This is a genomic window from Eionea flava (assembly GCF_055393785.1).
In genome coordinates this window covers 1,491,072-1,516,019 of the sequence record NZ_AP036018.1, presented here as the reverse complement: position 1 = coordinate 1,516,019, position 24,948 = coordinate 1,491,072, and the positions used below count along the sequence as shown (strand labels likewise).

At 42.8% G+C, this 24,948-nt stretch carries 17 protein-coding genes and 1 tRNA gene; 15 read left to right on the top strand and 3 right to left on the bottom strand.

Features of this window, described 5'->3' with window-relative positions:
* The first annotated feature begins 39 nt into the window (after positions 1-39).
* From ACZ5O6_RS06640 to ACZ5O6_RS06625, 4 genes are all read left to right on the top strand, one after another.
* Entirely contained in the window at positions 40-1,815 is a 1,776-nt protein-coding gene (locus ACZ5O6_RS06640; protein WP_447091680.1) for an acyl-CoA dehydrogenase, read from the top strand.
* Positions 1,816-1,883: 68 nt separating this feature from the next.
* A complete protein-coding gene (locus tag ACZ5O6_RS06635) occupies positions 1,884-2,504 on the top strand; it encodes a TetR/AcrR family transcriptional regulator (protein ID WP_447091679.1) in 621 nt (206 codons plus the stop codon).
* An 82-nt stretch (positions 2,505-2,586) separates the two neighbouring features.
* The gene (icmF, locus tag ACZ5O6_RS06630; RefSeq protein WP_447091678.1) at positions 2,587-5,886 is read left to right on the top strand and encodes a fused isobutyryl-CoA mutase/GTPase IcmF; all 3,300 of its coding nucleotides are present in this window, start codon (positions 2,587-2,589) and stop codon (positions 5,884-5,886) included.
* Positions 5,887-5,986: 100 nt separating this feature from the next.
* On the top strand, positions 5,987-6,670 hold the full coding sequence (locus ACZ5O6_RS06625) for a nitroreductase (RefSeq protein WP_447091677.1): 684 nt from the start codon (positions 5,987-5,989) through the stop codon (positions 6,668-6,670).
* 68 nt (positions 6,671-6,738) lie between these two features.
* Here the strand turns inward: ACZ5O6_RS06625 and ACZ5O6_RS06620 are convergent, their stop codons facing one another.
* Entirely contained in the window at positions 6,739-7,215 is a 477-nt protein-coding gene (locus tag ACZ5O6_RS06620; protein WP_447091676.1) for an Lrp/AsnC family transcriptional regulator, read from the bottom strand.
* Between the two features lie 223 nt (positions 7,216-7,438).
* Between ACZ5O6_RS06620 and ACZ5O6_RS06615 the strand changes: the two genes are divergently transcribed.
* On the top strand, positions 7,439-8,068 hold the full coding sequence (locus ACZ5O6_RS06615; protein WP_447091675.1) for a 2OG-Fe dioxygenase family protein: 630 nt from the start codon (positions 7,439-7,441) through the stop codon (positions 8,066-8,068).
* Positions 8,046-9,311 carry a cysteine desulfurase-like protein gene (locus ACZ5O6_RS06610; protein WP_447091674.1) on the top strand — a complete coding sequence of 422 codons (1,266 nt, stop codon included), beginning with the start codon at positions 8,046-8,048 and terminating at the stop codon, positions 9,309-9,311. The genes ACZ5O6_RS06615 and ACZ5O6_RS06610 overlap by 23 nt, the downstream gene beginning before the upstream one ends.
* A 96-nt stretch (positions 9,312-9,407) precedes the next feature.
* Here ACZ5O6_RS06610 and ACZ5O6_RS06605 read toward each other — a convergent pair whose 3' ends face one another.
* Together ACZ5O6_RS06605 and ACZ5O6_RS06600 are read right to left on the bottom strand one after the other, a co-directional pair.
* On the bottom strand, positions 9,408-9,791 hold the full coding sequence (locus ACZ5O6_RS06605; protein WP_464283486.1) for an HPF/RaiA family ribosome-associated protein: 384 nt from the start codon (positions 9,789-9,791) through the stop codon (positions 9,408-9,410).
* A 414-nt stretch (positions 9,792-10,205) separates the two neighbouring features.
* Positions 10,206-11,216: a GlxA family transcriptional regulator gene (locus tag ACZ5O6_RS06600; protein ID WP_447091672.1), complete on the bottom strand. Its 1,011-nt coding sequence runs from the start codon at positions 11,214-11,216 to the stop codon at positions 10,206-10,208.
* 336 nt (positions 11,217-11,552) lie between these two features.
* On the opposite strand from ACZ5O6_RS06600, the gene ACZ5O6_RS06595 reads away from it, so the two are divergent.
* The 9 genes from ACZ5O6_RS06595 to lon all read left to right on the top strand — a co-directional run bounded on the left by ACZ5O6_RS06595 (position 11,553) and on the right by lon (position 24,810).
* Positions 11,553-13,475, top strand: a complete 1,923-nt coding sequence (locus ACZ5O6_RS06595; RefSeq protein WP_447091671.1) for a beta-ketoacyl synthase — start codon at positions 11,553-11,555, stop codon at positions 13,473-13,475.
* A 147-nt stretch (positions 13,476-13,622) separates the two neighbouring features.
* The gene (locus ACZ5O6_RS06590; protein WP_447091670.1) at positions 13,623-14,165 is read left to right on the top strand and encodes a helix-turn-helix domain-containing protein; all 543 of its coding nucleotides are present in this window, start codon (positions 13,623-13,625) and stop codon (positions 14,163-14,165) included.
* A gap of 266 nt (positions 14,166-14,431) precedes the next feature.
* Positions 14,432-16,654 carry a fatty acid oxidation complex subunit alpha FadB gene (gene fadB, locus ACZ5O6_RS06585; RefSeq protein WP_447091741.1) on the top strand — a complete coding sequence of 741 codons (2,223 nt, stop codon included), beginning with the start codon at positions 14,432-14,434 and terminating at the stop codon, positions 16,652-16,654.
* A complete protein-coding gene (gene fadA / locus ACZ5O6_RS06580) occupies positions 16,651-17,835 on the top strand; it encodes an acetyl-CoA C-acyltransferase FadA (protein ID WP_447091669.1) in 1,185 nt (394 codons plus the stop codon). The genes fadB and fadA overlap by 4 nt, the downstream gene beginning before the upstream one ends.
* Before the next feature lie 328 nt (positions 17,836-18,163).
* Positions 18,164-18,248, top strand: a tRNA-Leu gene (locus tag ACZ5O6_RS06575).
* A 236-nt stretch (positions 18,249-18,484) separates the two neighbouring features.
* A complete protein-coding gene (tig, locus tag ACZ5O6_RS06570) occupies positions 18,485-19,798 on the top strand; it encodes a trigger factor (protein WP_447091668.1) in 1,314 nt (437 codons plus the stop codon).
* 297 nt (positions 19,799-20,095) lie between these two features.
* Positions 20,096-20,701 (top strand): ATP-dependent Clp endopeptidase proteolytic subunit ClpP, encoded by a 606-nt coding sequence (gene clpP / locus ACZ5O6_RS06565; RefSeq protein WP_447091740.1) that lies wholly within the window; start codon positions 20,096-20,098, stop codon positions 20,699-20,701.
* A gap of 70 nt (positions 20,702-20,771) precedes the next feature.
* The gene (gene clpX / locus ACZ5O6_RS06560; protein WP_447091667.1) at positions 20,772-22,070 is read left to right on the top strand and encodes an ATP-dependent Clp protease ATP-binding subunit ClpX; all 1,299 of its coding nucleotides are present in this window, start codon (positions 20,772-20,774) and stop codon (positions 22,068-22,070) included.
* Positions 22,071-22,386: 316 nt separating this feature from the next.
* Complete coding sequence (gene lon / locus ACZ5O6_RS06555) at positions 22,387-24,810, top strand: endopeptidase La (protein ID WP_447091666.1); 2,424 nt, start codon at positions 22,387-22,389, stop codon at positions 24,808-24,810.
* Positions 24,811-24,948: the final 138 nt, after the last annotated feature.

Here is a 24,948-nt window from a genome sequence, read left to right as displayed (position 1 = left end):
TTTACATTTGTTAACCCTGATATGAAATGAGCGACTTTTATGACAACTTATACTGCACCTGTTGATGATGTTAATTTTGTTTTAGAGCACTTGGTTGATTTGCCGGCCTTGCAAAAACTCCCCGGTTTTGAAGAGGCAACGCCGGATATGGTGAGCGCCATTTTAGAAGAGGCGGCGAAATTTTCTCAAGAAGTCTTGGCGCCCCTTAATTGGACGGGAGATCAAGCCGGCGTTACTTTAGATAATAAGGGTGTTAAATCAGCCCCAGGTTTTATTGAGGCCTATCAACAATTTGTTGAAAGTGGCTGGCTAGGTTTAGCACAACCTGAACAATATGGTGGCCAAGGCTTACCTTTCTCATTACATATGGCAGCGAGTGAATTTTGGAACAGTGCCAATATGTCATTTGCTTTATGCCCCATGTTATCTGCCAGTGGTATTGATGCATTAATTGCTCATGGTAGTGACGAGCTCAAAGCAACGTATCTAGAAAAAATGGTGAGTGGTGAATGGACCGGAACCATGTTGTTAACCGAGCCGCAGGCGGGCTCAGATTTGGCAGCGTTAACCACAAAGGCAGAGAAAAAAGATGATCACTACCTAATTACTGGTAGTAAAATCTTTATTACTTGGGGTGATCACGACATGACAGATAATGTCGTTCAATTTGTGCTGGCACGCTTACCAGATGCACCTCCGGGGGTAAAAGGTATCTCACTCTTTTTAGTACCCAAATATCTTGTTAACAGTTATGGGAGTTTAGGCGATCTAAATGATTCCAAACCTGTATCGGTAGAGCATAAATTAGGCATTCATGCGAGCCCTACTTGTGTCATGAGTTTTGGCGATAATGGTGGTGCTGTTGGCTATTTAGTTGGCGAAGAAAACCAAGGGCTTGCCTGTATGTTCACTATGATGATTCATGCTCGCTTAGAAGTGGGCTTGGAAGGTGTGGGTTTATCAGAGCGTGCGTATCAAGGTGCCGTTGCCTATGCCACTGATCGTAAACAGGGTAAAAAGGTTGGGCATGAAGGCAGTGTTGCGATTGCCGAGCATGCCGATGTACGTCGCATGTTAATGTTAATGCGTTGCTTAACTGAAGCAACTCGCGCGTTAACTTATGTTGCGGCAGCTTCTTACGACCATAGTAAATATAATACAACAGACGCGGAGCAGTCTTATCACCAACGTCGACTAGAATTGTTAACACCTCTTGCAAAAGCATGGCCGACTGAAATTGCTCAAGAGGTCACGGGCTTGGGTGTACAAGTACTCGGAGGTATGGGTTTTATCGAAGAGTCTGGTATGGCGCAGCATTACCGTGACGCAAGAATTATTACTATTTATGAAGGAACAACAGGTATTCAGTCGAACGATTTAATTGGTCGTAAACTTCAGCGTGATAGTGGCGAAGGTATTGGTGAAGCGATTACAGAAATTCGTACGGTGGTTGCGCAACTAGCGGAACATGATGTGCTTAAGGACATGTCGGTATCCCTTAATGATGCAGTAGAATCATTGCAAGCTGCTGTCGATATTGTACTGAACAATGCGAGTAACGATAATGACTTTGCGGCTTCGGTTGCCGTTAATTTTATGATGTTGACCGGCACCGTATTTGGCGGTTGGCAAATGTGTCGTGCGGCGCTAGCAGTAGTGAATGGCTCGCATGACTTATCTGATGAGTTTGTTCACAATAAAATAGCGACAACACGTTTTTATTGTCAGCATGTCTTGCCGCGTGCAGCCGCGTATCAAAAAATGGTCGCCATTCCTGTAGACAGTTTGCATAGTATTGCAACAGATCAATTGTAGACTCACGCATAAGTTATGCGAGGTTAATAATACATATACAAAAAATGCCTGCATATAAGGTAGTAAAAATGACAGAAAAAAAGCGAAAAACGCACCAAGAGCGTAGTGATTTATCGGATAAATTGATGCTTGAAGCCGCTGTTGCATTGATATTGGAAAAAGGCACTGAAAAAACAACGCTAAAAGAGGTAGGTGAAAAAGCAGGGTATAGCCGAGGTTTAGCGGGCTACCGTTTTGGTTCTAAAGCAGGTTTGTTTACATTTGTATTGCGTGCGTTGAGTGAATATTGGTTGCGTGACTTACAGCAGGCAACGATGGGGAAAAAAGGGATTGATGCCATTGCCGCAGCAACATTAAAGCATGCACAAATGTTTGACAATAGTACAAATAATATTAGAGCTTTTTATACTTTATGGTTTGATGCAGTCAGTGCAGAAAGCGATGTTCAGCAAGTGGTTATTAGCATTCATCAACGCCGCCAAAAAGACTTAATGCAGTGGATTATTGATGACCCTAGCTTACAGGCTTTTCACGAAAGTGCAGATGATATTGCTGCGCAATATAATGCGTCACTGAATGGAATAGCCTATCAATTAATGCTCATGTCTAGTGTTGATCAAAACAAAGCAATGGTTGCTCAATTACATGATAATGTCATCCAATTTATGAGACAGACACTCTCACGATAAATCAATTTTGAATATTGCGTTACTGCTCAAAAGGTAAGTATGCAACGTTCACATCATTATGACGAAACAATAGGTGATCCCAATGAATACCGTCAGTAAACCTTCATTACCCACTTCGGGGCATTCGACGATTCCGGTACGCTTTGTTACCGCTGCTGCGCTATTTGATGGTCACGATGCGGCTATTAATATTATGCGTCGTATTCTGCAAGCCAGCGGAGCAGAAGTTATTCACTTAGCACATAATCGTTCAGTAGCAGAGGTGGTTGATTCAGCTATTCAAGAAGATGCACAAGCGATTGCTATTAGCTCATATCAAGGCGGCCATGTTGAGTACTTCCAGTATATTATTGATTTACTGAACGAACGTGGTGCAGGGCATATCCGTGTTTTTGGTGGTGGAGGAGGGGTGATTGTTCCAGAAGAAATACGTGCCCTAGAAACCTATGGTGTAGAACGTATTTATTCACCACAAATGGGTCAAGAAATGGGTTTGCAGGGTATTATTGATGACATGATTGAGCGAGCATCAAAAGCGTTTGATCGTGCGTCAGCTATGGGCAATAGCAACGCTGAAAAACAGCGGCTAGCCCCTGCTTTTATCGATAACTTCTTGAACGATAATGACCACAACAGAGATGACTTAGCGCGAATTATAAGCGATATAGAGCAAGGTAATATTAGCCCTGATCAGTTGTCGCTTTTGAAAGAAAAAAGTGAGCTAATTAACACACCTATATTGGGTATTACAGGAACCGGTGGTGCCGGTAAGTCATCATTAACTGACGAAATTATTCGCCGTTTTCGCTTAGATTCTAATGATTCTGTGAATATCGCTATTATTGCCATTGACCCCACACGTAGAAAAACGGGGGGGGCACTATTAGGTGACCGCATTCGAATGAATGCGATATACAACAGCAATATTTATATGCGTTCGCTAGCGACACGAGATACTGTTGGCGAAGTGCCCGAAATACTACCTGCGGTGATTCAGGCAACGAAGCTGTCGAATTTTGATTTGGTCGTCATAGAAACCCCCGGTATTGGTCAAGGAGATGCGGGTATTGTTCCTTATGTCGATGTGTCGATGTATGTAATGACTCCCGAATTTGGCGCACAAAGCCAGTTAGAAAAAATTGATATGCTTGATTTTGCCGACCTTGTTGTTATCAATAAATTTGATCGAAAGGGTAGTGATGATGCTTATCGCGATGTTGCAAAGCAAGTACAGCGCAATCGCACGGCCTTTGATGTCATGCCAGAGGCGATGCCAGTATTTGGTAGTATCGCCTCTAAATTTAATGACGATGGTGTAACGGCTGCTTATCAAGGCTTATTGGCTATTTTGCGTGAGCATGATTTTATTGAATACAATAGTGCCTTACCCACTGTAGAAACAAAAACATCTTCGGCAAAAACCAGTATTGTTCCTGCAGAGCGGGCACGCTATTTGGCCGAAATCGCAGAAACGGTACGCAGTTATAAAAAACAAGTGGATGAGCAGGCGATTATTGCGCGTGAGCACCAACAATTATTAGCCACAAAAAAAATGTTAGGTGTCGATAATTTTTCTGCTCTGGAGGATGTTTTAACAGCAAAAGAAGATCAGCTATTAGGCTCATCAAAAAAACTCTTACAGCAATGGCCAAGTATTAAAGAGCAATATAGCCAAGACGTTGTTTCCGTTAATTTATCGCCTACAAAAAGTATTGAGGTGATTAATAAGCGTGACAGTTTAGCAGGAACAAAAATTCCAAAAGTGTCACTCCCAAATTATCATGATGCTGGTGATATGCTTTCGTGGTTAATGAAAGAAAATTTACCCGGAGGGTTCCCCTATACGGCAGGTGTTTTCCCTTTTAAGCGTGAAGGTGAAGATCCAGCACGAATGTTTGCCGGCGAAGGTGATCCAAAACGAACCAATACGCGCTTTAAAAAACTATCAGAACATTCAACGGCGAAGCGTTTATCTACGGCTTTTGATTCAGTGACATTGTACGGGTTTGATCCTGCTGTTCGCCCAGATATTTATGGTAAAGTGGGTAATTCGGGTGTGTCGGTTGCTACATTTCAGGATATGAAAGATCTTTTTGATGGGTTTGATTTATGCAACCCGTTAACCTCAGTGTCAATGACGATTAACGGCCCAGCACCGACTATTCTCGCTTTCTTTTTAAATACAGCGATTGACCAACAGCTTGAAAAATTCACCACTGATCATCAACGGCAACCGAACGATGATGAATACCATCAATTAAAAGCGGCTGCGTTAAAAAGTGTTCGCGGTACTGTGCAAGCAGACATTTTAAAGGAAGATCAAGGACAAAATACTTGTATTTTTTCTACCGAATTTTCGTTGCGAATGATGGCAGATATTCAACAGTATTTTATTAATCAAGAAATTAGAAATTTTTACTCAGTTTCTATTTCGGGTTATCACATTGCTGAAGCCGGCGCTAACCCGCTGACACAACTGGCCTTTACTTTAGCCAATGGGTTTACTTATGTAGAATCCTATCTTGCCCGAGGTATGGATATTGATGACTTTGCGCCTAATTTATCATTTTTCTTTTCTAACGGAATGGACCCTGAATACACGGTAATGGGGCGTGTAGCTCGACGTATTTGGGCTGTTACTATGCGTGATAAATATAAGGCTAACAGCCGTAGCCAGCGCTTGAAGTACCATATTCAAACTTCAGGACGGTCTCTACATGCGCAGGAAATGGACTTTAACGATATTCGAACAACATTGCAGGCGTTAATTGCGATTAACGATAATTGCAACAGCTTACACACAAATGCTTATGATGAAGCGATTACTACTCCAACGGAAGAGTCCGTAAGGCGCGCACTCGCGATTCAGTTAATTATTAATAATGAGTTTGGCTTAGCAAAAAATGAAAACCCTTTGCAGGGGTCATTTATTATTGATGAGCTAACTGAGTTAGTTGAAGAAGCGGTACTGCGAGAGTTTGAACGTATTTCTGAGCGTGGCGGTGTACTCGGTGCAATGGAAACCGGCTTTCAGCGCGGAAAAATTCAAGATGAATCGCTACTCTATGAACATAAAAAACACGACGGCAGTTTACCTATTATCGGTGTGAATACATTTTTGCCTGAAAACCCACATGAAGAAGTAGAAATAGAGTTAGCAAGATCAACGACAGAAGAAAAAGAAAGTCAGATTTCGCGCGTGACTCAATGGCAAAAGACGCACGAAGTTGATGCCGTTGAAGCATTACAGCATCTACAAGATACCATTATTGCGGGCGGTAATGGTTTTGAGGCATTAATGTCTGCCGCTCGCGTATGTTCATTAGGACAAATTACCGATGCGATGTTTGCTGTTGGTGGTCAGTATCGTCGAAATATGTAGATCGGTGTTTATCTATCTATAGCTGTTTTATGGATGGTGATTGTTAGTAATGATGAACGACTAAATACATTGTAGGTAAAATTATACAGGTGTTAAGACTATGAAGGTTTCATCGGCATTAACTGCAAGAAAGTCTGTCCGTGCCTTTACTGAACAAGCGGTAGATGAATCTGTTATCAGAAAAATATTGGCGCTGGCAGGACATGCGCCTTCGGGTGTGAATACCCAGCCCTGGGAAGTAGCGGTAGTCACTGGTGATGCTAAGGTGGCGTTACAAACCGCGATAGAGTCTGAGGCTAGAAAGGGCACCCCAAATTCACTCGAATATAAATATTATCCGGATACTTGGGTCGAGCCTTACAAATCACGTCGCAAGGCTTGTGGTCTAGCGATGTTTTCGACTCTAGGTATCACCCGTGAAGATAAAGATCGGCAGTTAGAGCAGTGGATGGCAAATTATCGAGCATTTGATGCACCAGTGATGCTGCTGTTTTTTATTGACGATATTTTAGAGACGGGTTCGTACCTTGATTATGGTATGTTTATTCAGTCGATTATGCTGGTGGCACTCGAACACGGGATAAGTTCATGCCCACAAGCGGCCTTGGCAGAATACCCTGCGGCTGTTAGGGATGCTCTCGGCTATCCAGAGAGCAAAAAACTCATCTGTGGCATGGCTTTGGGTTATGAAGATAAAACTGCATTAGTGAATAGTTACCGGACGGATCGCCTACCCATTGATGAATATACGCGATTCTTTAGTGAGTCAATACGTCAGCCATAAAAATCTTTCATTTGTAGTGAAGAGTTTCTATTTGTCGCTATGCATCGGAAGGAATGATAGGTTCTACATTAGTTGATAGTTTGCAAAGGTAATGCCTGTGTATTCTTTAATTCACTCAATACGGCGTTTGAGTTTATAGCGTGAATCTTGGGAAGCTTTGATAAGTGTTTATAGAAAAATCGCTCATAGCTTTCCATATCTTTGGTCACAATACGCAATAAAAAATCACTGTTTCCTAGCATTGAATAACACTCAGTTATTTCTGCATGTTGACACACTGCCTGCTCAAATGCGGTGAGTGTGTTCTCATCATTATCCGTTAGCTTCACTTCGGTATAAAGCACCAAGTTGAAACCCAAGGCTTTACGATTGAGTAACGCTATTTTCTGTTGAATAACCCCTTTTTCTTCTAATCTCTGAATTCTTCGCCAGCACGGTGTTTGTGATAAATTGACTTTTTCGGCAATGTCTGACGTCGATAATCCCGCGTCTGTCTGCAAACATTCCAAAATGGCAATATCTACTTTATCAAGATCATTATTCATATATTCCTCTGCTTCTATTTAATCGTCCAATATTGCTTATGTTATTCGTGAGTTATTTAGATTGGCTGTTTTATTTACGTGTGAAATTTTATTCTACTAATTTAATCTATTTTAGAATAATTAGCTAATATTTTATTTTTTAGTGTATATATAGCATAAATTTTCTTTTATCTCGCTGTTATATTGGAAAGCAGTTGTTTTAGTATTTTTGCGAGGAAAATCCATGAAAAATAATTTCTTACTGGCTGCATTCCAAATTCCTGATAATTTTTACGCTGAGTTAGGCAGCTATTTTGAGCAGCTGCCTGTTGATCCTTATATCGATGGTGATTATCGATTGCGAGGTTATGCTCGTTATCAAAAGGCGGGCGATAGTTATATTCGCTTAGCGCATGCCCCGTTTTGTCAATCGTCTGATATAAATAGATTAGTAGGTGATGTTCAGCGTGATTTTGCCCCTATGGATGAGAATATTGATCATACTGAAGAACTTCAGCATCTTTTACGCTCGTTTGCAGAATATACATTGGGTAATAAGGACGGTGTTATCGAGGCGCACCAAATTCGAGTAACGTGTGATGCTCAGCAAGTAGGCAGCCCCGCTCCAGAGGGTATTCATCAAGATGGATTTAATTATGTAGGAATTTGCTGCCTTAATCGCCAGGATATTTCTGGCGGTAATACTAAAATTTTTACTGATCCAGAAGGCCAAAATTTACACATAAATACGGTGTTAGAAGAAGATCAATTTATCATTTTTAATGATCAACGTTATTATCACTATGTATCAGAAACATTATCAGAGCAGCATGGGAAAAAAGGAGTAAGAGATGTCTTCGTTTTCACCGCTTGAACCTAAGCTATTAGAGAAAATTGACGCAATCAGGCAGCAATTCCCTGCGTTAAATATTCAAGGTGCCGATTCCCAGCCCGTATTTTTTGATGGGCCAGGAGGCACTCAAATCCCCGATTCTGTTATCGCGGCTGTTGGCGACTATTATCGACAAGGGAATTCCAATTTAGGGGGAGATTTTAGCGTTAGCCAAACAACCGTTGATATTGTTACTACTGCCCGTGAGTGCATCGCAACATTGGTTGGCGCCACTTCTCCAGATACGATTGTATTTGGCGCGAATATGACAAGCCTAACGTTAAGTTTTAGTCGTTCGATTGGCCAGACATGGCAGGCTGGAGATAATATTATTTTGTCTGCGGCTGATCACGGAGGAAATCGCAGCGCATGGGAACGTATTGCCGTAGAGCGAGGCGTTCATGTGCACTATATCCCGATTATTGATAAACAGTGTGTATTAGACCTGACGTGTTTTGATGCGTTAATTAACGAAAAAACGCGTTTAGTCGCGGTTACTGCTGCGAGCAACGTTAGTGGCACACGAACCGATTTAGAGCACATTGTGAGATCAGCAAAAGTACATGGAGCAATGAGTTATATTGATGCTGTGCACTTATTGCCACATCAACGTATTAATGTCGATACCTTAGGCTGTGATTTTTTAGCGGGCTCTGTTTATAAATTTTTTGGTCCGCATGTAGGGTTTATTTATGGAAAAAAACAACACTTAGAAAATTTTAAACCGTATAAAGTCGAGCCGGCACCGAGTTATCCCCCGAATTGCTGGGAGACTGGCACGCTTAACTTTGAAGCACTCGCTGGTACGATTGCCGCGATTCATTATATCGCTTCGTTAGGCGAAGGCGATTCGCTAGATAAACAATTGGATGATGCTTACCAAAATATTATTTGTTATGAACATTACTTGGCAAAAAAATGCTTAGATAAGTTAACTGCGATACCAGAAGTAACGCTCTATGGTGTGCATAGTTCAAGCTATCATGAAAGAACCCCCACTTTTTCATTGTCGTTTTCTAATCACCACCCCAAAATGGTTTCTAAAGCACTGGGAGAAAAAAGCATTTTTACATGGAGCGGACATTTGTATGCAGATAAACTTATTGAATCAATTGGTTTAAGTGAAACCGGTGGGATATTGCGTATTGGACTCACACATTACAATACAGAATCTGAAGTTGATTTTTTTATTGATACGTTAGAAAAGGTTCTTCAAAGTAAGTAACACGGGTTAAAAAGAGTGAGTGTATAGCGAGAGGCTAACAGATTTTTAAAAGGAGAGGGCGGCGATGTGCCGCCCTAAAAAATGAGGGGCTTGAGGTTAACCTACCTCATCGAAATCGCTTTCTTGTAACATATCTTGACTGACAACAGGTTCATTTGCTGTGCGGCTACGCTGGCGCTTTGATTGTAATTGCTGAGTGTAAGATTTTAATTTTCTTTCGGCTACATCAAATGCATCGCGTACGGCAACATGAATAGACATATCGTTTTGGCTAACAGTAATAGGACTACCTTTAATGTCCAGTTCAACTGTCGCACGAAATTCTTTACCTTTATGTTTGTGGTTGTGCGGAGAATCTAATACCACCCGACTGTGCTGAATATCACTGCTGAAGCGACCCAATTTTTGTAGACGTTTATTAATAATTGCGTTCAGTGCATCTGAAGTATCAAGGTCACGGTAGGTTACATTACTTGCCATTGTCATAGAGCATATCTCCTAGTTATGGATAGTGTTTATAAAAGTGATTGATAAGGTGCTTTCTGCCGATGGGCAGAGAGGTGAGAAAGGGGTGGAGGCGAAACTATTTCCATAAAGCATGTATCTAATATCCGCTCATTAAAGAAGAATTTCAAGAGGAAAATGTGGCACGATTTACGCATGGCTATTAGTTTAAAAAGGCACGAAATACGTAGTGCTTGGCGCGTTTTCCTTCGCTGCTTCTCTGTAGGTCGCATGAGTAGTGGCGCTAAATAAAAGTTCCTTTATTTTTAATATTATTTTTAATAATGGGTTATAGCAAAAAATAATTTTATTATTTCTCAATATTCTATTAATTAGTGATGCCGCTTGCGAATTTTTATCAAAGGGTGAGATTTTTCATGGAGTCAGTAGTTAATTTTCTTCATGAAAAAGTTTGGCCCTAACCGTTGTACGGTAATCGCTAGGTGAAAGCGCCATCTTTTTGCGGAAAATTTGCGCAAAGTGGCTGACATCGCTATAACCGACTTTATCAGCAATATCGCCTATAAATAAGTTACTTGACTGTAATAGGTCACAGGCGGTATCCATACGCACGTCTTGCAAATAGTTTAGTGGTGTTTTATCCGTCGCTTCTTTAAAGCGGCGGCTGAAATTACGTTTGCTCATATTACATTGCTGTGCCATGTCATCCACGTTCATTGGTCGACTTAAGTTAGTTTTTATCCATAATTGAATTTGTAAAATCTCTTCATCTGAATGGTTGATATTGTCAGCCTCAAAATAGCTGACTTTTTCATAAGCGCGCCGAACCTCATGAGAAAAGTGCCTTTCGACGTGCTGTGCGACGGCTTGGTTAAAAAATTGTTGGATAAAATGAATCGTTAAGTCGGCTAATGAATTGATGCTGGCAGCACAATAGAGATTGCTGGCTTGGGTGATAAAGTGTTGTCTTTTTAATTTCACCATGGGGTAGCGCCGTTGAAATTGATCAAAGTAGTACCAGTGCGTAGTGGCAGGTTTATGATCAAGCAGTCCGGCTTCCGCCATGAAACAGCAACCAGTACCTACACCATTGATCAGTGCGCCTTGTTCGTAGTGGTGTTGTAGCCAAGGTGTAAGTAACCGGCTTTTTGCCAGTATAGGCTGCGGGTTTCGCCATAATGCGGGTAAGTAAATAATATCTGCCGACGGTATATCATCTAAGGTATGTGAGGGAGATAAACTAAAAGGTAAGTGGTCGGAGTGAATAGGACTAGAAGTGACCGCTGTTGTGATCAGTTCAAAAGGTGGTTTGTTTGGACATAAGCGTTTCGCGGCTTGATTAGCCGCATTTAACATATCTGCTGGCCAGCTCATGCTAGTTGATAGCATTTGCGGTGATAGGACAAATACCGTGCGGATAGGTGGTGATTTATTCGGCATGCTTTTCTTTCGTCTCCTAATTTGCAATAGCTTTGAGAGCATGAATACTTATTTGTGCAAAAATTTTATAATATCCCTAAATGCGAAAAATGTCTTTTTTTTCATGTCTTTTGTCTTTATTTTTATGATCCGTTCAGTGTTGAACTTCTACACTATACATATCAAGTGATGTTCAACGTAATGACTGCGCTCCACCCGTGCTGCGGGTTTATTGGTTGTCAGCTTCAGCACTAACTAGTGGTGACAAGGCAATAAATAATAACAGCGGTAAAGCGGTAAATAGTATTAAGACGTTAACTCACTACTGTTGATAGTATAAATATATGAGTGATGTATATGTCTAAATTGCCTGTTATCGTAAGTTTCGGAGGTTATAACGCGGCGGGGAGAAGTTCCTTCCATCATGCTTATCGACGCACAGTGATCGATGCTTTGTCTCCAGAGCAGCAACAAGAAACCATTGTTAGTCTAGCGGTAATGATGGGAAAGGTGAGGTGTGTTGAGGGGCAATATGTCGATCTTGATGGTAATGTTTTATCTCTAGAAAAGGTGGCTTTGGATTATCGGCAGTCTGTCCTAGATGGCACGCTTGTACGAAAGATTGGCCAGCAGCATTTCGATGTCGATGCTGTGCCAACCCACCAAAAACTGTCCTTATCGCAAGTCTCTGGGCATGATATTACTTTTGAGCTGTCCAAACGGCAGCTGCCTAGCCCCGTGCCTGATGAGTGGCAGGTGAGTGAAGTTAATGCCAATACCGTGAGCGTGTCGATTAAAACGGCTCAGGCGAATACAGACCCTCATATTCTATTGCAAACAACATATCGCTCGGCAGTACAAGCAGCAGGGCAGTTGCCTGAAGGTTTTGACCCAGCGGAACTCTATAAGTCGCGCTTTCATCCTAGGGGGCTGCAGCTTTCAATAGTGGGGGCTTCCGATGCAGTTAATGCCATGGGAATTGATTGGAATACGATTGTTGATCGACTGCCGCCGGATCAAATTGGTGTTTATTCGACCAGCGCAATGAGCCAATTAGACGAACATGGTAATGGTGGTTTATTGCAGTCTCGCCTGCGTGGTGAGCGCGTATCAACCAAGCAACTGGCTTTTGGCTTTGGTTCTATGCCCACAGATTTTATTAATGCTTATGTGCTTGGAAGCATGGGGGCGACGGGTAGTGTGGCGGGGGCCTGTGCGAGCTTCCTTTATAATTTACAGCTAGGTATGGATGATATCCGCTCGGGTCGCCGTCGAGTTGTGATGGTGAGCAGCAGCGAAGCACCTATTACACCAGAAGTAATTGATGGGTATGCGACGATGAGTGCGCTGGCAACGGATGAAAAACTAGCTCGACTTGATGGGGCGCCGTTAGCAGATCATCGTCGTGCAAGTCGGCCTTTTGGGGATAATTGTGGTTTTACATTAGCAGAGTCAAGTCAGCATGTTATTTTGATGGATGACGAGTTAGCGATTGAGTTAGGTGCGACTATTCATGGGGCTGTGCTTGATGTTTTCACCAATGCTGACGGTTATAAAAAGTCTATATCATCACCAGGGCCAGGTAACTACTTAACACTGGCTAAAGCGGTGGCGTCTGCCAGCCGTTTGTTGGGTGAAGATGCGATTAAACAGCGCAGTTTTATACAAGCGCATGGCTCAAGCACTCCTCAGAACCGAGTGACAGAATCAGCCATTTTTGATCGAGTGGCAGAGGCCTTTGATATTGAGCAGTGGCCGGTGGCGGCAGTCAAATCCTATGTAGGGCATTCATTGGCGCCGGCCAGTGGTGATCAACTAATTAATAGCTTGGGGGTTTTTCAGCATGGGGTTATCCCGGGCATTAAAACCATTGATAAAGTAGCGGATGATGTGGCGTGTGATCGCCTAGCTATTTCCAATCAAGACGTGCCTTGTCAGGTATTGCCCGAAGTCGCTTTTCTGAATTCTAAGGGCTTTGGTGGTAATAATGCGACCGCGAGCATCCTATCTCCCGATCGAACTCAGAAAATGTTAGCTGCGCGGTATGGTGATGTGGTTATGGGTGCTTATCGCCTGCGCAATCAGGCGGTGGTGCAGCAAGCGAATAATTACAATGCATCAGTACTTAAAGGTGACTATCAAATCCGTTATGGTTTTGGGCAAAATATGGTCGATGAAACCACGATCGAAATCACCAAAACGAAGATTCACGTGCCAGGTTACGGTGAAGCAATTGACTTGTCGAATGAAAACATTTACAAGGATATGATCGATGGATAGGAGCTGGCTACACTTATTGCTTATTAAGTGGGCTTTTGTGCGAAGGTCTCATAGTAGAGGTTTTCGTATTCTTATCTGTTGATAATCAATAGATATCAGTCTGGTATCGCATAACCCATTAATGTAGTAGGGGAAAATAATAAAAATATGAGCGATGAAATAGCGGTTCGATTACAAAAAGTACGAAAAATCTATGATTTGTCTCAGCGTGAATTAGCAAAGCGCGCAGGGGTCACCAATAGTAGTGTCTCGATGATTGAGCAAGGGCGAGTTAGCCCATCGTTGAGCTCATTGGAAAAGCTGCTAAAAGGCATTCCTATGAGTATCAAAGATTTCTTTAATATCGACTTTAATGATGAAGCCGACTGCTTCTTTCATAGTTATCAAATGTTTTCTCGTAGCGATTCTAATGCCGACTATTATCGGCTTGCGCGCAATGAGGAAGACGTTCGTAGTCAGTTGAGTTATGAAGTTTACGGACCTAATAGCGACACCGGTGAGAGTATGTTGGTCGATAAAGGGCGCTCTAGTGGTTTTATTGTGCAGGGGTCTCTTAATGTCATTATTAACAGTCAAATTAGTGACCTTACTGCCGGTGATGGTTTTATTGTTGAAGCAGGGCATCCCTATCGCTTCAGAAACTTGACCGAAGAGAAAGTTATTCTGGTGATCAATCGCTCCCGTCACTAATTTGCCCTAATCCTATCAGTAAGTGCTGATCGCTAATTAATAGCATTGTAATGCCCGTTACATTCTGACGCATATCCTACAAAGTACTTATATTCTTCGGCTTTGTGGGGAGTCTTTTACACCGTATGCGAGGGGTAACTGCAATAGAAAATGGTATGGTTTTGGCTATACTATTTTCATCGGTATCGAGCGATTGCTGGCTAGCTGTTCGTCAGTCTCGACTTATCCAAATGTCTCTAAATAGTACAACGCCAACGGAGAAGAGTATGTATTCGGGCGATAACCTTAGTCTGCAAATGATTCACGATACGGATAGCCATGACGCTATTGCTGAGCTCATCTTTGATGTCGCTGAAAGTCGAGTGAATGTTTTTAACGAAAAGACCGTTAGAGAACTAACGGTGGCACTTGAGGTGTTACAGCAGCAATCAGGCGTAGCAGGTTTATTGATTCGTAGCGCCAAGGCCGCGTTTATCGCAGGGGCTGATATCAGTGAATTTACGCCGGCTTTTCTTGCTGGAGCAGACAAGATTACAGAGCTTCTGCGTTGCAGTAATCAGAATTTTAACGCTATAGAAGCATTGCCCTTTCCAGTTGTTGTAGCGATTAACGGTTTTGCTTTGGGTGGAGGCTGCGAGCTTACATTGGCCTGTGATTACCGTATTGCAAGCGACGATGTGCGCATAGGTTTGCCAGAAACCCGTTTGGGTATTATTCCGGGGTGGGGAGGCACTGTACGTTTACCGCGTATTGCTGGTATCGAAACGGCGGTAGAGTGGATTGCCGGTGCAAAGGAATACCGTGCTTCTGCAGCATTAAATGCAGGTGTTATTGATGGTGTGGCAACGCTAGAAAATTTACGTGAAGCCGCATTGTTAACGTTGCAGCAAGCGATTGTGGGCAAGCTAGATTTTCGTGCACGTCGCCAGCAAAAGGCTCAGCCTTTAAAGCATAACAAAACAGAATTGGCTATGGCGCTGATGACGTCTAAAGCCATGGTGGCAGCGCAGGCAGGGCGGCACTATCCAGCGCCGCTAGCCGCTGTTGACGTCATTGCCGCTTCTGCGAGAGTGACAGCCGCAGAAGCCTTAAAGCAAGAAACCGCTACTTTTATCGCCATGACGCAAACGTCAGCAGCATTGGCGTTAACTCGTATTTTTCTTAACGACCAAATTATCGCAAAAAAAGCCAAAGCCTACACGCATGTTGATGGTAGTAAGGCTGCACCCGTTAAGCAAGCGGCTGTAATAGGTGCGGGCATTATGGGGGGAGGAATTGCCTATCAGTCAGCACTCAAAGGCATCCCCATTATTATGAAAGATATTGATGTGTCAGGCATTGAGCTGGGTCTTGAAGAGGCGAATGCTCTTCTGTCTAAGCGTGTTGAGCGTGGTCGCTTATCGCCTCAGCAAATGGGGCAAGTGCTAAATCGCATAGAGCCGACACTTCATTACGCAGGTTTTGATAGTGTTGATATTGTTATTGAGGCGGTTGTAGAAAATCCCGACATTAAGCAATCGGTGTTAGCGGACGTAGAGCAGCATGTGCATGCGGATACGGTGATCGCCTCTAATACATCGACCATATCGATCAGTCATTTAGCGTCGAGCCTTCAGCGTCCTGAAAATGTGTGTGGAATGCACTTTTTTAACCCCGTACATGCAATGCCTCTGGTTGAGGTGATTCGTGGTCACCACACCTCAGATCAAGCTGTTGCGACAACAGTGGCTTATGCAACAGCGATGGGTAAAAAAGCGGTTGTAGTGCAAGATTGTCCGGGCTTTTTAGTGAATCGCGTTTTATTTCCTTATTTGGCGGCGTTTCTAATGTTAGTCAGAGATGGCGTGAATTTTCGCCGTATTGATAAAGTCATGGAAGCGTGGGGCTGGCCGATGGGACCAGCTTACTTGCTCGATGTCGTTGGTATTGATACCGCGGTACATGGTGCAAAAGTGATGGCGGAAGGGTTTCCCGAGCGAATGCAGTATGACTTTGTTGCCGCCACTGATTTATTACAAGCCGAAAATCGCTTAGGCCAAAAAACGGGTAGTGGTTTTTACGAGTATTCACTAGACAAAAAAGGCAAGCGGATTAAATCAAATAGTGATGATGTTGATGTAATCATTGCGTCTGGCATTCAGGCGATAGAAGGTGTCACAGACATTAATGATGAAGCCATTATTGAGCGAATGATGACGCCAATGGCGATTGAATTAATCCGTTGTTTAGAAGAAGGCGTTGTTGGTTCTCCTGCAGAAGCTGATATGGCGATGGTGTATGGTATTGGTTTTCCTCCTTTTGTGGGTGGTTTGTTTCAATGGATAGATAGTATTGGCATTAACAAAATTATGCAAAGTTCTGAAAAATATAGTTATTTGTCAAAAATATATTCGTCTACGGATAATATGCAAGACCGTGTGCTTAAGCAGAAAACATACTATGGCTCACCTCCGAATGCCGATGGTTTTGAGCGAGGAGTAAGCGTATGAAATCGTCCACAATTAACCCAAGAGATGCCGTGATTGTTGATTATGCGCGTACCGCCATGGGGCGCGCTAAAAATGGTTGTTACCGCCATCGCCGTGCTGACGATATTAGTGCGGAATTGATTCAAGGCTTGCTTGCGCGCAATCCAGATGTCCCCCAAGAGTCTATCGATGATTTGTTGTGGGGTTGTGTGATGCAGCGAGGGGAGCAGGGGTTTAATATTGCGCGCAATATTGTGCTTCGAGCAGGCCTTCCTCATTCTATTCCCGCGCAAACGATCAACCGCTTATGTGGTTCATCAATGTCAGCCTTGCATATTGCAACAGCCAATATTCGTGCAGGTTTGGGCGATGTTTACTGTATTGGTGGTGTAGAACATATGGGACATATCGATATGAATGCCCATGTTGATCCTAACCCCTTGTTGAGCTTGTCGGTCGCTAAAGCGTCCGGTTCAATGGGTTTGACGGCTGAATATGTCGCTATGCAGCACAATATCTCTCGTGAAAGTATGGATGCATTTGCTGTGCGCTCCCATCAGTTAGCAGCTACAGCAACCGCCTCTGGCAAGTTTGCTAGAGAAATTATTCCTATTGCAGGGCACGGTGAGCAAGGCGGGATGTGCTTAATCGAGCATGATGAAACCATTCGTCCTGATACCACCATTGAAGGCTTATCGGTGCTCAAGCCGGTGTTTGACCCTAACAATGGCACAATCACTGCCGGAACATCATCTCAAGTGACAGATGGTGCGAGTGCTATGCTGCTTATGTCGGGCGAACGAGCGCTAGCATTGGGCTTAAAGCCAATCGCTAAAGTGGTATCGCTAGGGCTATCGGGGTTGGATCCTTCAGTCATGGGTATGGGGCCGGTCATGGCTAGTCAGCAGGCGCTAGCGAATGCTTCTTTATCGTTACAAGATATCGAAGTGATCGAGCTGAATGAGGCTTTTGCGGCTCAGAGTCTTGCCGTGTTAAAAGAAATGGCGTTGCTTGATGTTATGGAAGAGCGCGTCAATCTATATGGTGGTGCTATTGCGTTAGGTCATCCATTCGGGTGTTCGGGTGCGCGTATCACGGGTACCTTACTTACGGTAATGGCAGATCGTGATCAGCGATGGGGTTTAGCCACCATGTGTATTGGCTTGGGGCAGGGAATTGCTACAGTTATAGAGCGGCTGTAATGTTGCTTAGCGCTTAATGTATTTAGCAGATAATAGATGTGAGATGGTTCAGTTATAACTTGCCCTAGGCGCTTGTTTTTTCTATCCGATATGGCGGCACCAAGAAAAAATACATAAAAGGGCGATCTTTTGTTGAACCCATATCTGCTCTGTGGCACAATGCCCAGCCCTCAGATATGGGGTCTAACAAAAAAATTTAATTGTTATTTAAATCAATAAGTTAGTGGTTTTTTGTGATTATTCTGTATAATATGCAAAAAATAATTATGACCTCATCGATATCGAGGTTCTGCAAGAATAGATTTCATTCTTAGCAGTAAAATATGTCGCGGACGTGGTGAAATTGGTAGACACGCCAGATTTAGGTTCTGGTGCCGCAAGGTGTGAGAGTTCGAGTCTCTCCGTCCGCACCATTTAGCAATAGCTAAATAGAAATACACTCCCTCAGTTATGCTTCCAGAATTTTATAGCTACGAGTACGGGGACTAAAGAATAGACGTACAAGGCAAGCCATAGCTCTCTGTCCCACCCAAACCCTGTAGTTGAAATAGTTGAGACAGGTTCTACTCGTTTTCCTTCCCATTTACACACAAGTACTAATCATCTTTATTGATCAAAAAAGACTTTTACAGAGGCAAAGAGAATAATCATGCAAGTTTCTATTGAAGCCACATCAGGTTTAGAGCGACGTTTAACGGTAGGTGTTCCTGCAGAGCAAATTGATACTCGTGCAGACGAGCGTTTGAAAGAAGCCGCCAAAACAATCCGTATTAATGGTTTTCGTAAAGGTAAGGCGCCCTTAAAAGTTATCAAAAGACAATACGGTGAAGGCGTTCGTCAAGAAATTCTTGGTGATGTTATTAATACCTCTCTGCAAGCTGCCTTTGAACAAGAAAAAGTACAGCCAGCAGGACAGCCAAAAATTGAAATTAAACAATTTGAATCAGGTAAAGACCTTGAATATGACGCGGTTTTTGAAGTCTATCCAGAGATCACATTAGGTGACTTTGATGGGTTTAGCGTAGAAAAACTCTCTGCTGAGATTAATGAAGAAAATGTCGACAAAATGGTCGAGTCTTTACGTGAACAGCAAGCGACATTAAGCGTTGTAGAGCGCGCCGCAGCTGATGGCGATAGCGTCAATATTGATTATCTTGGCACTAAAGATGGCGAAGAATTTGCTGGCGGAAAAGCCGAAAAGCAAGACCTTGTCTTAGGTTCTGGCTCAATGATCCCGGGTTTTGAAGACGGATTGGTAGGCTTAAGTGCAGGTGACAAAAAGACTTTGTCGCTAAGTTTTCCTGAAGATTACCATGCAGAAGACCTCAAAGGTGCTGCCGTCGAATTCGCGGTTACCGTGAATAGTGTTTCAGAAAAAGTATTGCCCGCTATCGACGAAGAGCTGTTGAAAAAGTTTGGTGCTGATCATGGTGATATGGCGAAATTTCGTGAAGATATTGCCAAGAATATGGCACGAGAGCTAGCAACATCCGTCAAAAATAAAGTGAAGACATCAGTGATGGATCAACTATTAGAGGCTAACAAGGTTGATTTACCAAGCGCATTGATTGCCTCTGAAACCGATACGTTAAGAGAGCAAATGATGCAGCAGTTTGGCGGCATGCAGCAGAATAAAGATCTTGACCTTAAATCACTCCTACCTGACGATATGTTTAAAGAGCAAGCTGAGCGCCGTGTGGGCTTAGGTCTTTTGCTTAGTGAAGTGGTTAAGCAAAACGAATTAACGGTTGATGCCGATAGAGTAACGGCAACTATTGAAGAGTTGGCTGCAACTTATGATGACCCTCAAGAAGTCATCAACTACTACAATCAAAATCCACAACTGAAGTCAGGCATCGAAGCTTCTGTTTTGGAAGATATGGTTGTTGATCTTATTTTAGATAAAGCGACGGTTACCGAGAAGTCGGTGAGCTACGAAGACGCAGTGAGCAAAGAAGGCTAATTCAGCCATCGAGCGCTTATTCACCGATTCGTTTATTGAATAAACAGCCGTTGTACAAAAAATATCCCATCTTTTCTTGGGTGGGATATTTCCCTTCTTTTATTTGTCAGATGACTGGCAAGTCTTGCAATCACGGGTTAAGCTAAATACAAAGGTAACGGCGTTGTTAGCAAAGATCTATCCCTCTAGCAAAAACGTTATAAAAGATAACATTTGTTTAACAGGAATTTTGTCAATATGACTAACTTTCAACCTCAGAATGTATTGCATGGTGGATTAGCTTCAGTATCGTCTGCGATGGATGTGACTAACAGTGGCCTAGTACCAATGGTTGTTGAGCAAACCGCTCGTGGTGAACGCTCTTATGACATCTACTCGCGTTTACTTAAAGAACGTGTGATTTTCATGGTCGGGCAGGTGGAAGACCATATGGCGAACTTGGTTGTTGCTCAGTTATTGTTCCTAGAAGCTGAAAACCCAGATAAAGATATTCATTTATACATCAACTCTCCAGGTGGCTCGGTGACTGCAGGTATGTCTATTTACGATACCATGCAATTTATAAAGCCAGATGTAAGCACGATGTGTATTGGTCAAGCCTGTAGTATGGGCGCCTTTCTTCTCAATGCGGGTGCTCCTGGCAAACGTTTTTGTTTACCTAATGCGCGTACCATGATTCACCAACCAAGTGGTGGCGCACAAGGTCAGGCAACGGATATCTCTATTCATGCAGAAGAAATTCTCAAGATACGTCAACGATTAAATGAAATTATGGCTAAGCACTCGGGGCGAGATGTTGAAGATGTTGCGCGTGATACAGAACGAGATCGCTTTATGAGTGCAGATGAGTCTAAAGCTTATGGCTTAGTTGATGACGTGTTAACGTCTCGCGTGACGGAATAACTTCGATATAGTGTATTTTTGAACAACGTACGTTAAAGATTGAAATATAGATAGAAAGCAAGGTAATAAGATGGCCGATAACGGTAAAGACGGAAGTGATGATAGTGGCAAACTACTTTATTGCTCTTTTTGTGGGAAAAGTCAGCACGAAGTCCGCAAGTTAATTGCTGGCCCCTCTGTGTTTATATGCGATGAGTGCGTTGATTTGTGCAACGATATTATTCGTGAAGAAATTCAAGAGAGCACGACGACAGAAGGTAGTTCTGAAAAGCTACCGACACCGAAAGAGATTACAGAGATTCTTGATCAATATGTTATTGGCCAATTTCGTGCTAAGCGTGTTTTATCCGTAGCGGTGTACAACCACTATAAACGCCTGCGTTTTGGTGAAGAAGCCGGTAAAGAAAAAGATACTGTTGAGCTTGGTAAAAGTAATATTTTAATGGTTGGGCCTACCGGTAGTGGTAAAACATTATTGGCCGAGACATTAGCTCGTTTACTTGATGTACCTTTTACTATTGCAGATGCCACCACCTTAACCGAAGCCGGTTATGTGGGGGAAGATGTTGAAAATATCATTCAAAAATTGTTGCAAAAATGTGATTATGACGTTGATAAGGCGCAGCAAGGTATTGTTTATATTGATGAAATCGATAAGATTTCACGTAAAAGTGATAACCCATCTATTACTCGCGATGTATCCGGCGAAGGTGTGCAGCAAGCACTATTAAAACTCATTGAAGGTACGGTTGCCTCTGTACCTCCGCAAGGTGGGCGCAAGCATCCTCAGCAAGAGTTTTTGCAAGTTGATACTTCCAATATACTGTTTGTTTGTGGTGGCGCATTTGCGGGTTTAGACAAAGTTATTCGTGATCGTTCAGAAAAAGGCGGTATAGGCTTTGGGGCAGTTGTTAAAAACAAAAATGACGATAAAGGCGTGGGTGAAGCACTCAAAGAGCTAGAGTCTGAAGATTTGGTGAGCTACGGTCTTATCCCTGAGTTTGTTGGTCGTCTACCCATGATAGCAACACTAGAAGAGCTGGACGAAGCAGCACTTATTCAAATTCTTACTGAGCCTAAGAACTCGTTGACGAAGCAGTACACCAAGTTGTTTGATATGGAAGGTGTAGAAATAGACTTTAGGGACGATGCGCTTAAAGCAGTGGCAACTAAAGCGATGGTGAGAAAAACCGGTGCGCGAGGCCTTAGGTCTATTATGGAAGCGGTATTACTGGATACTATGTACCGCATTCCTTCTGAAGAGAATGTGGTTAAAGTTGTTGTGGATGAAGGTGTTATTAATGGCGAGTCAGATCCATTACTTGTCTATGATAATGGTGATCAAGCAAAGGCTATATCAGAAGAATAATTATTGTGGATTCGAAAAACGGCTTTCTTAATTAAGAAAGCCGTTTTTGTATGTGGCTTATCTTAATTAAGTGATTTTAGCCGTTGTAATTCAGCCATCAAACCACCACTATAAATTATTAATAAATACTATATTTAGTATGGAGCTTTTGAATACGCTTGAATGAAATAATCCCATTCATGATTTTTCCAGCGTTCCTTATAAAAATGTAAATTAATCCGGTACAAATAGAGTGATTAGTGTATTTGTCGCCGTTGCTCCTTTAGCTTTTACTAAGCCAAGCATTTAACGTCTACTTAATTGAGAGGTCCGAATAGTGTCGTCATCAGAAGCCGCTGAAAAGTCAGAGTTTCCCTTATTGCCATTGCGCGATGTCGTTGTTTACCCGCATATGGTACTGCCTTTATTTGTAGGAAGGGCAAAGTCGATAAAAGCGCTAGAAGAAGCGATGCAGACGAGTAAGCAAGTGGTACTCGTTGCTCAAAAAGATGCCAACGATGATGACCCTAGTGCAGAAGGTCTTTACGAAATTGGTACAGTTGCGTCCATTCTGCAGTTATTGAAACTACCTGACGGCACGGTCAAAGTACTTGTGGAAGGTGCTTATCGAGCACAAATCACTGAGCTTGTTGATGAAGAAACATTTATTCGAGCTAGTGTGAGCCTTGTTAAGGCACAAACGCTGAGCGAAGATGATGCAAAAGTTTTAATGAGCACAGTGATGCATCAGTTTGAGCGTTATGTCGAACTTAGTAAAAAAGTACCCGCTGAAGTGATGACCTCCCTATCGGGTATTGATGAGCCAGGACGCTTAGCAGATACCATTGCGGCACATATGTCTCTACAGCTACCACAGAAGCAGGAAGCCTTAGAGATACAAAGTGAGCAAGATCGCTTAGAGCATTTGTTGTCACTTATGGATGCAGAAATAGATGCCCACCAAGTCGAAAAACGCATTCGTGGACGTGTTAAGAAGCAAATGGAAAAGAGCCAGCGCGAGTATTATTTGAATGAGCAAATGAAAGCGATCCAAAAGGAGTTAGGAGACCTTGGAGAAGAGGTTAGCGAAGGAGAAGAGCTAGAAAGAAAAATTAAAGATGCGGGCATGCACAAAGAGGCATCTGAAAAAGCGTTATCTGAGTTAAACAAATTAAAAATGATGTCTCCAATGTCTGCAGAGGCGTCAGTATTACGTTCTTACATAGATTGGATGATTAATGTTCCATGGAAAAAGCGAAGTAAAGTCCGTAACGATTTACTAAGAGCTGAAAAGATATTAGAAGAAGATCATTACGGTTTAGACGATGTAAAAGAGCGCATCCTAGAGTATCTTGCAGTTCAAGCGCGAGTTAAGCGTGTTAAAGGGCCTGTTTTGTGCTTAGTTGGCCCCCCGGGCGTTGGTAAAACCTCCTTGGGCGAGTCTATCGCACGAGCAACCAACCGAAAGTTTATTCGAATGGCGTTAGGTGGTGTAAGGGATGAAGCTGAAATACGCGGTCATCGCCGAACTTACATCGGCTCGATGCCTGGGAAGCTCGTTCAAAAAATGTCCAAAGTGGGTGTTAAAAACCCACTGTTTTTACTCGATGAAATCGACAAGATGGGTATGGATCATCGGGGTGATCCAGCTTCAGCACTACTTGAAGTACTAGATCCAGAGCAAAACCATACCTTCAATGATCACTATCTTGAAGTCGACTACGACTTATCGGATGTGATGTTTGTGTGTACATCAAACTCTATGAATATCCCCGGACCCTTATTGGATCGAATGGAAGTTATACGCATTCCGGGGTACACCGAAGACGAAAAGCTTAATATCGCACAAAAATACCTAATACCTAAACAAATGAAGCTTAACGGCCTTAAGCAAGGTGAACTTACCGTTGATGATAGTGCCATTCGTGATGTGGTGAGATATTTTACGCGAGAAGCAGGTGTCCGTAACTTAGACCGAGAAATCGCTAAATTATCACGTAAGTCTGTTGCTGCTTTTGCCAAAGATAAGTCTTTGAAAACCCTAACTATAAACCAAGATAATATCGAAGAGTACTTAGGTGTAAGAAAACATGACTATGGCATAGCGGAGTCTGAAAACCAAGTGGGGCAAGTGACTGGCTTAGCTTGGACACAAGTTGGCGGAGAACTACTGACGATCGAAGCATCTGCGGTGTATGGTAAAGGCCATATGATGAAAACGGGCTCGCTTGGTGATGTCATGCAGGAATCGATACAAGCAGCGCTCACCGTCGTACGTTCCCGAGCGCAAATGTTAGGTATAGCGCCTAACTATCTTGAAAAGTTTGATATACATATTCATGTCCCTGAAGGTGCCACACCAAAAGATGGCCCAAGTGCGGGTATTGCAATGACAACTGCTCTGGTTTCGGTATTGACGAGTACACCGGTAAAAGCCGAAGTGGCGATGACGGGTGAAGTGACTCTAAGAGGTGAAGTGCTAAGAATTGGAGGGCTTAAGGAAAAATTATTGGCTGCACATAGAGGTGGCATCAAAACTGTCATCATCCCTCACGGCAATGAGCGAGATTTAAAAGAAATTCCTGATAATATTAAGGCAGATTTACGTATTATCCCTGTTAAGTGGATAGACCAAGTACTAGAAATTGCGTTACAATCCCTGCCGGTGTCGCTAAGCGACGACGAGTATAAGGCTTTGGAAGCTAAAGCCTTAGAAGCTAAAGAAATGCAATCGAAGAATGGATCGGCAGTTAAGCACTGACGATACAGATGGTAGGATGACTATAGGCTGGTAAATAGCCAAAATCCTCTGTATTCACTTGTTTGATTTTGCTATAAAGCAAGCGATTACTGCCAGACACATTTTGTTAAAAGCGCTTCAATGTATGTGGTAAGCATA

Excerpts from the sequence above, each read along its gene's own strand:
- ACZ5O6_RS06640 (WP_447091680.1), top strand. The coding sequence starts at position 40 with ATGACAACTTATACTGCACCTGTTGATGATGTTAATTTTGTTTTAGAG.
- ACZ5O6_RS06635 (WP_447091679.1), top strand. The coding sequence starts at position 1,884 with ATGACAGAAAAAAAGCGAAAAACGCACCAAGAGCGTAGTGATTTATCG.
- icmF (WP_447091678.1), top strand. The coding sequence starts at position 2,587 with ATGAATACCGTCAGTAAACCTTCATTACCCACTTCGGGGCATTCGACG.
- ACZ5O6_RS06625 (WP_447091677.1), top strand. The coding sequence starts at position 5,987 with ATGAAGGTTTCATCGGCATTAACTGCAAGAAAGTCTGTCCGTGCCTTT.
- ACZ5O6_RS06620 (WP_447091676.1), bottom strand. The coding sequence starts at position 7,215 with ATGAATAATGATCTTGATAAAGTAGATATTGCCATTTTGGAATGTTTG.
- ACZ5O6_RS06615 (WP_447091675.1), top strand. The coding sequence starts at position 7,439 with ATGAAAAATAATTTCTTACTGGCTGCATTCCAAATTCCTGATAATTTT.
- ACZ5O6_RS06610 (WP_447091674.1), top strand. The coding sequence starts at position 8,046 with ATGTCTTCGTTTTCACCGCTTGAACCTAAGCTATTAGAGAAAATTGAC.
- ACZ5O6_RS06605 (WP_464283486.1), bottom strand. The coding sequence starts at position 9,791 with ATGGCAAGTAATGTAACCTACCGTGACCTTGATACTTCAGATGCACTG.
- ACZ5O6_RS06600 (WP_447091672.1), bottom strand. The coding sequence starts at position 11,216 with ATGCCGAATAAATCACCACCTATCCGCACGGTATTTGTCCTATCACCG.
- ACZ5O6_RS06595 (WP_447091671.1), top strand. The coding sequence starts at position 11,553 with ATGTCTAAATTGCCTGTTATCGTAAGTTTCGGAGGTTATAACGCGGCG.
- ACZ5O6_RS06590 (WP_447091670.1), top strand. The coding sequence starts at position 13,623 with ATGAGCGATGAAATAGCGGTTCGATTACAAAAAGTACGAAAAATCTAT.
- fadB (WP_447091741.1), top strand. The coding sequence starts at position 14,432 with ATGTATTCGGGCGATAACCTTAGTCTGCAAATGATTCACGATACGGAT.
- fadA (WP_447091669.1), top strand. The coding sequence starts at position 16,651 with ATGAAATCGTCCACAATTAACCCAAGAGATGCCGTGATTGTTGATTAT.
- tig (WP_447091668.1), top strand. The coding sequence starts at position 18,485 with ATGCAAGTTTCTATTGAAGCCACATCAGGTTTAGAGCGACGTTTAACG.
- clpP (WP_447091740.1), top strand. The coding sequence starts at position 20,096 with ATGGATGTGACTAACAGTGGCCTAGTACCAATGGTTGTTGAGCAAACC.
- clpX (WP_447091667.1), top strand. The coding sequence starts at position 20,772 with ATGGCCGATAACGGTAAAGACGGAAGTGATGATAGTGGCAAACTACTT.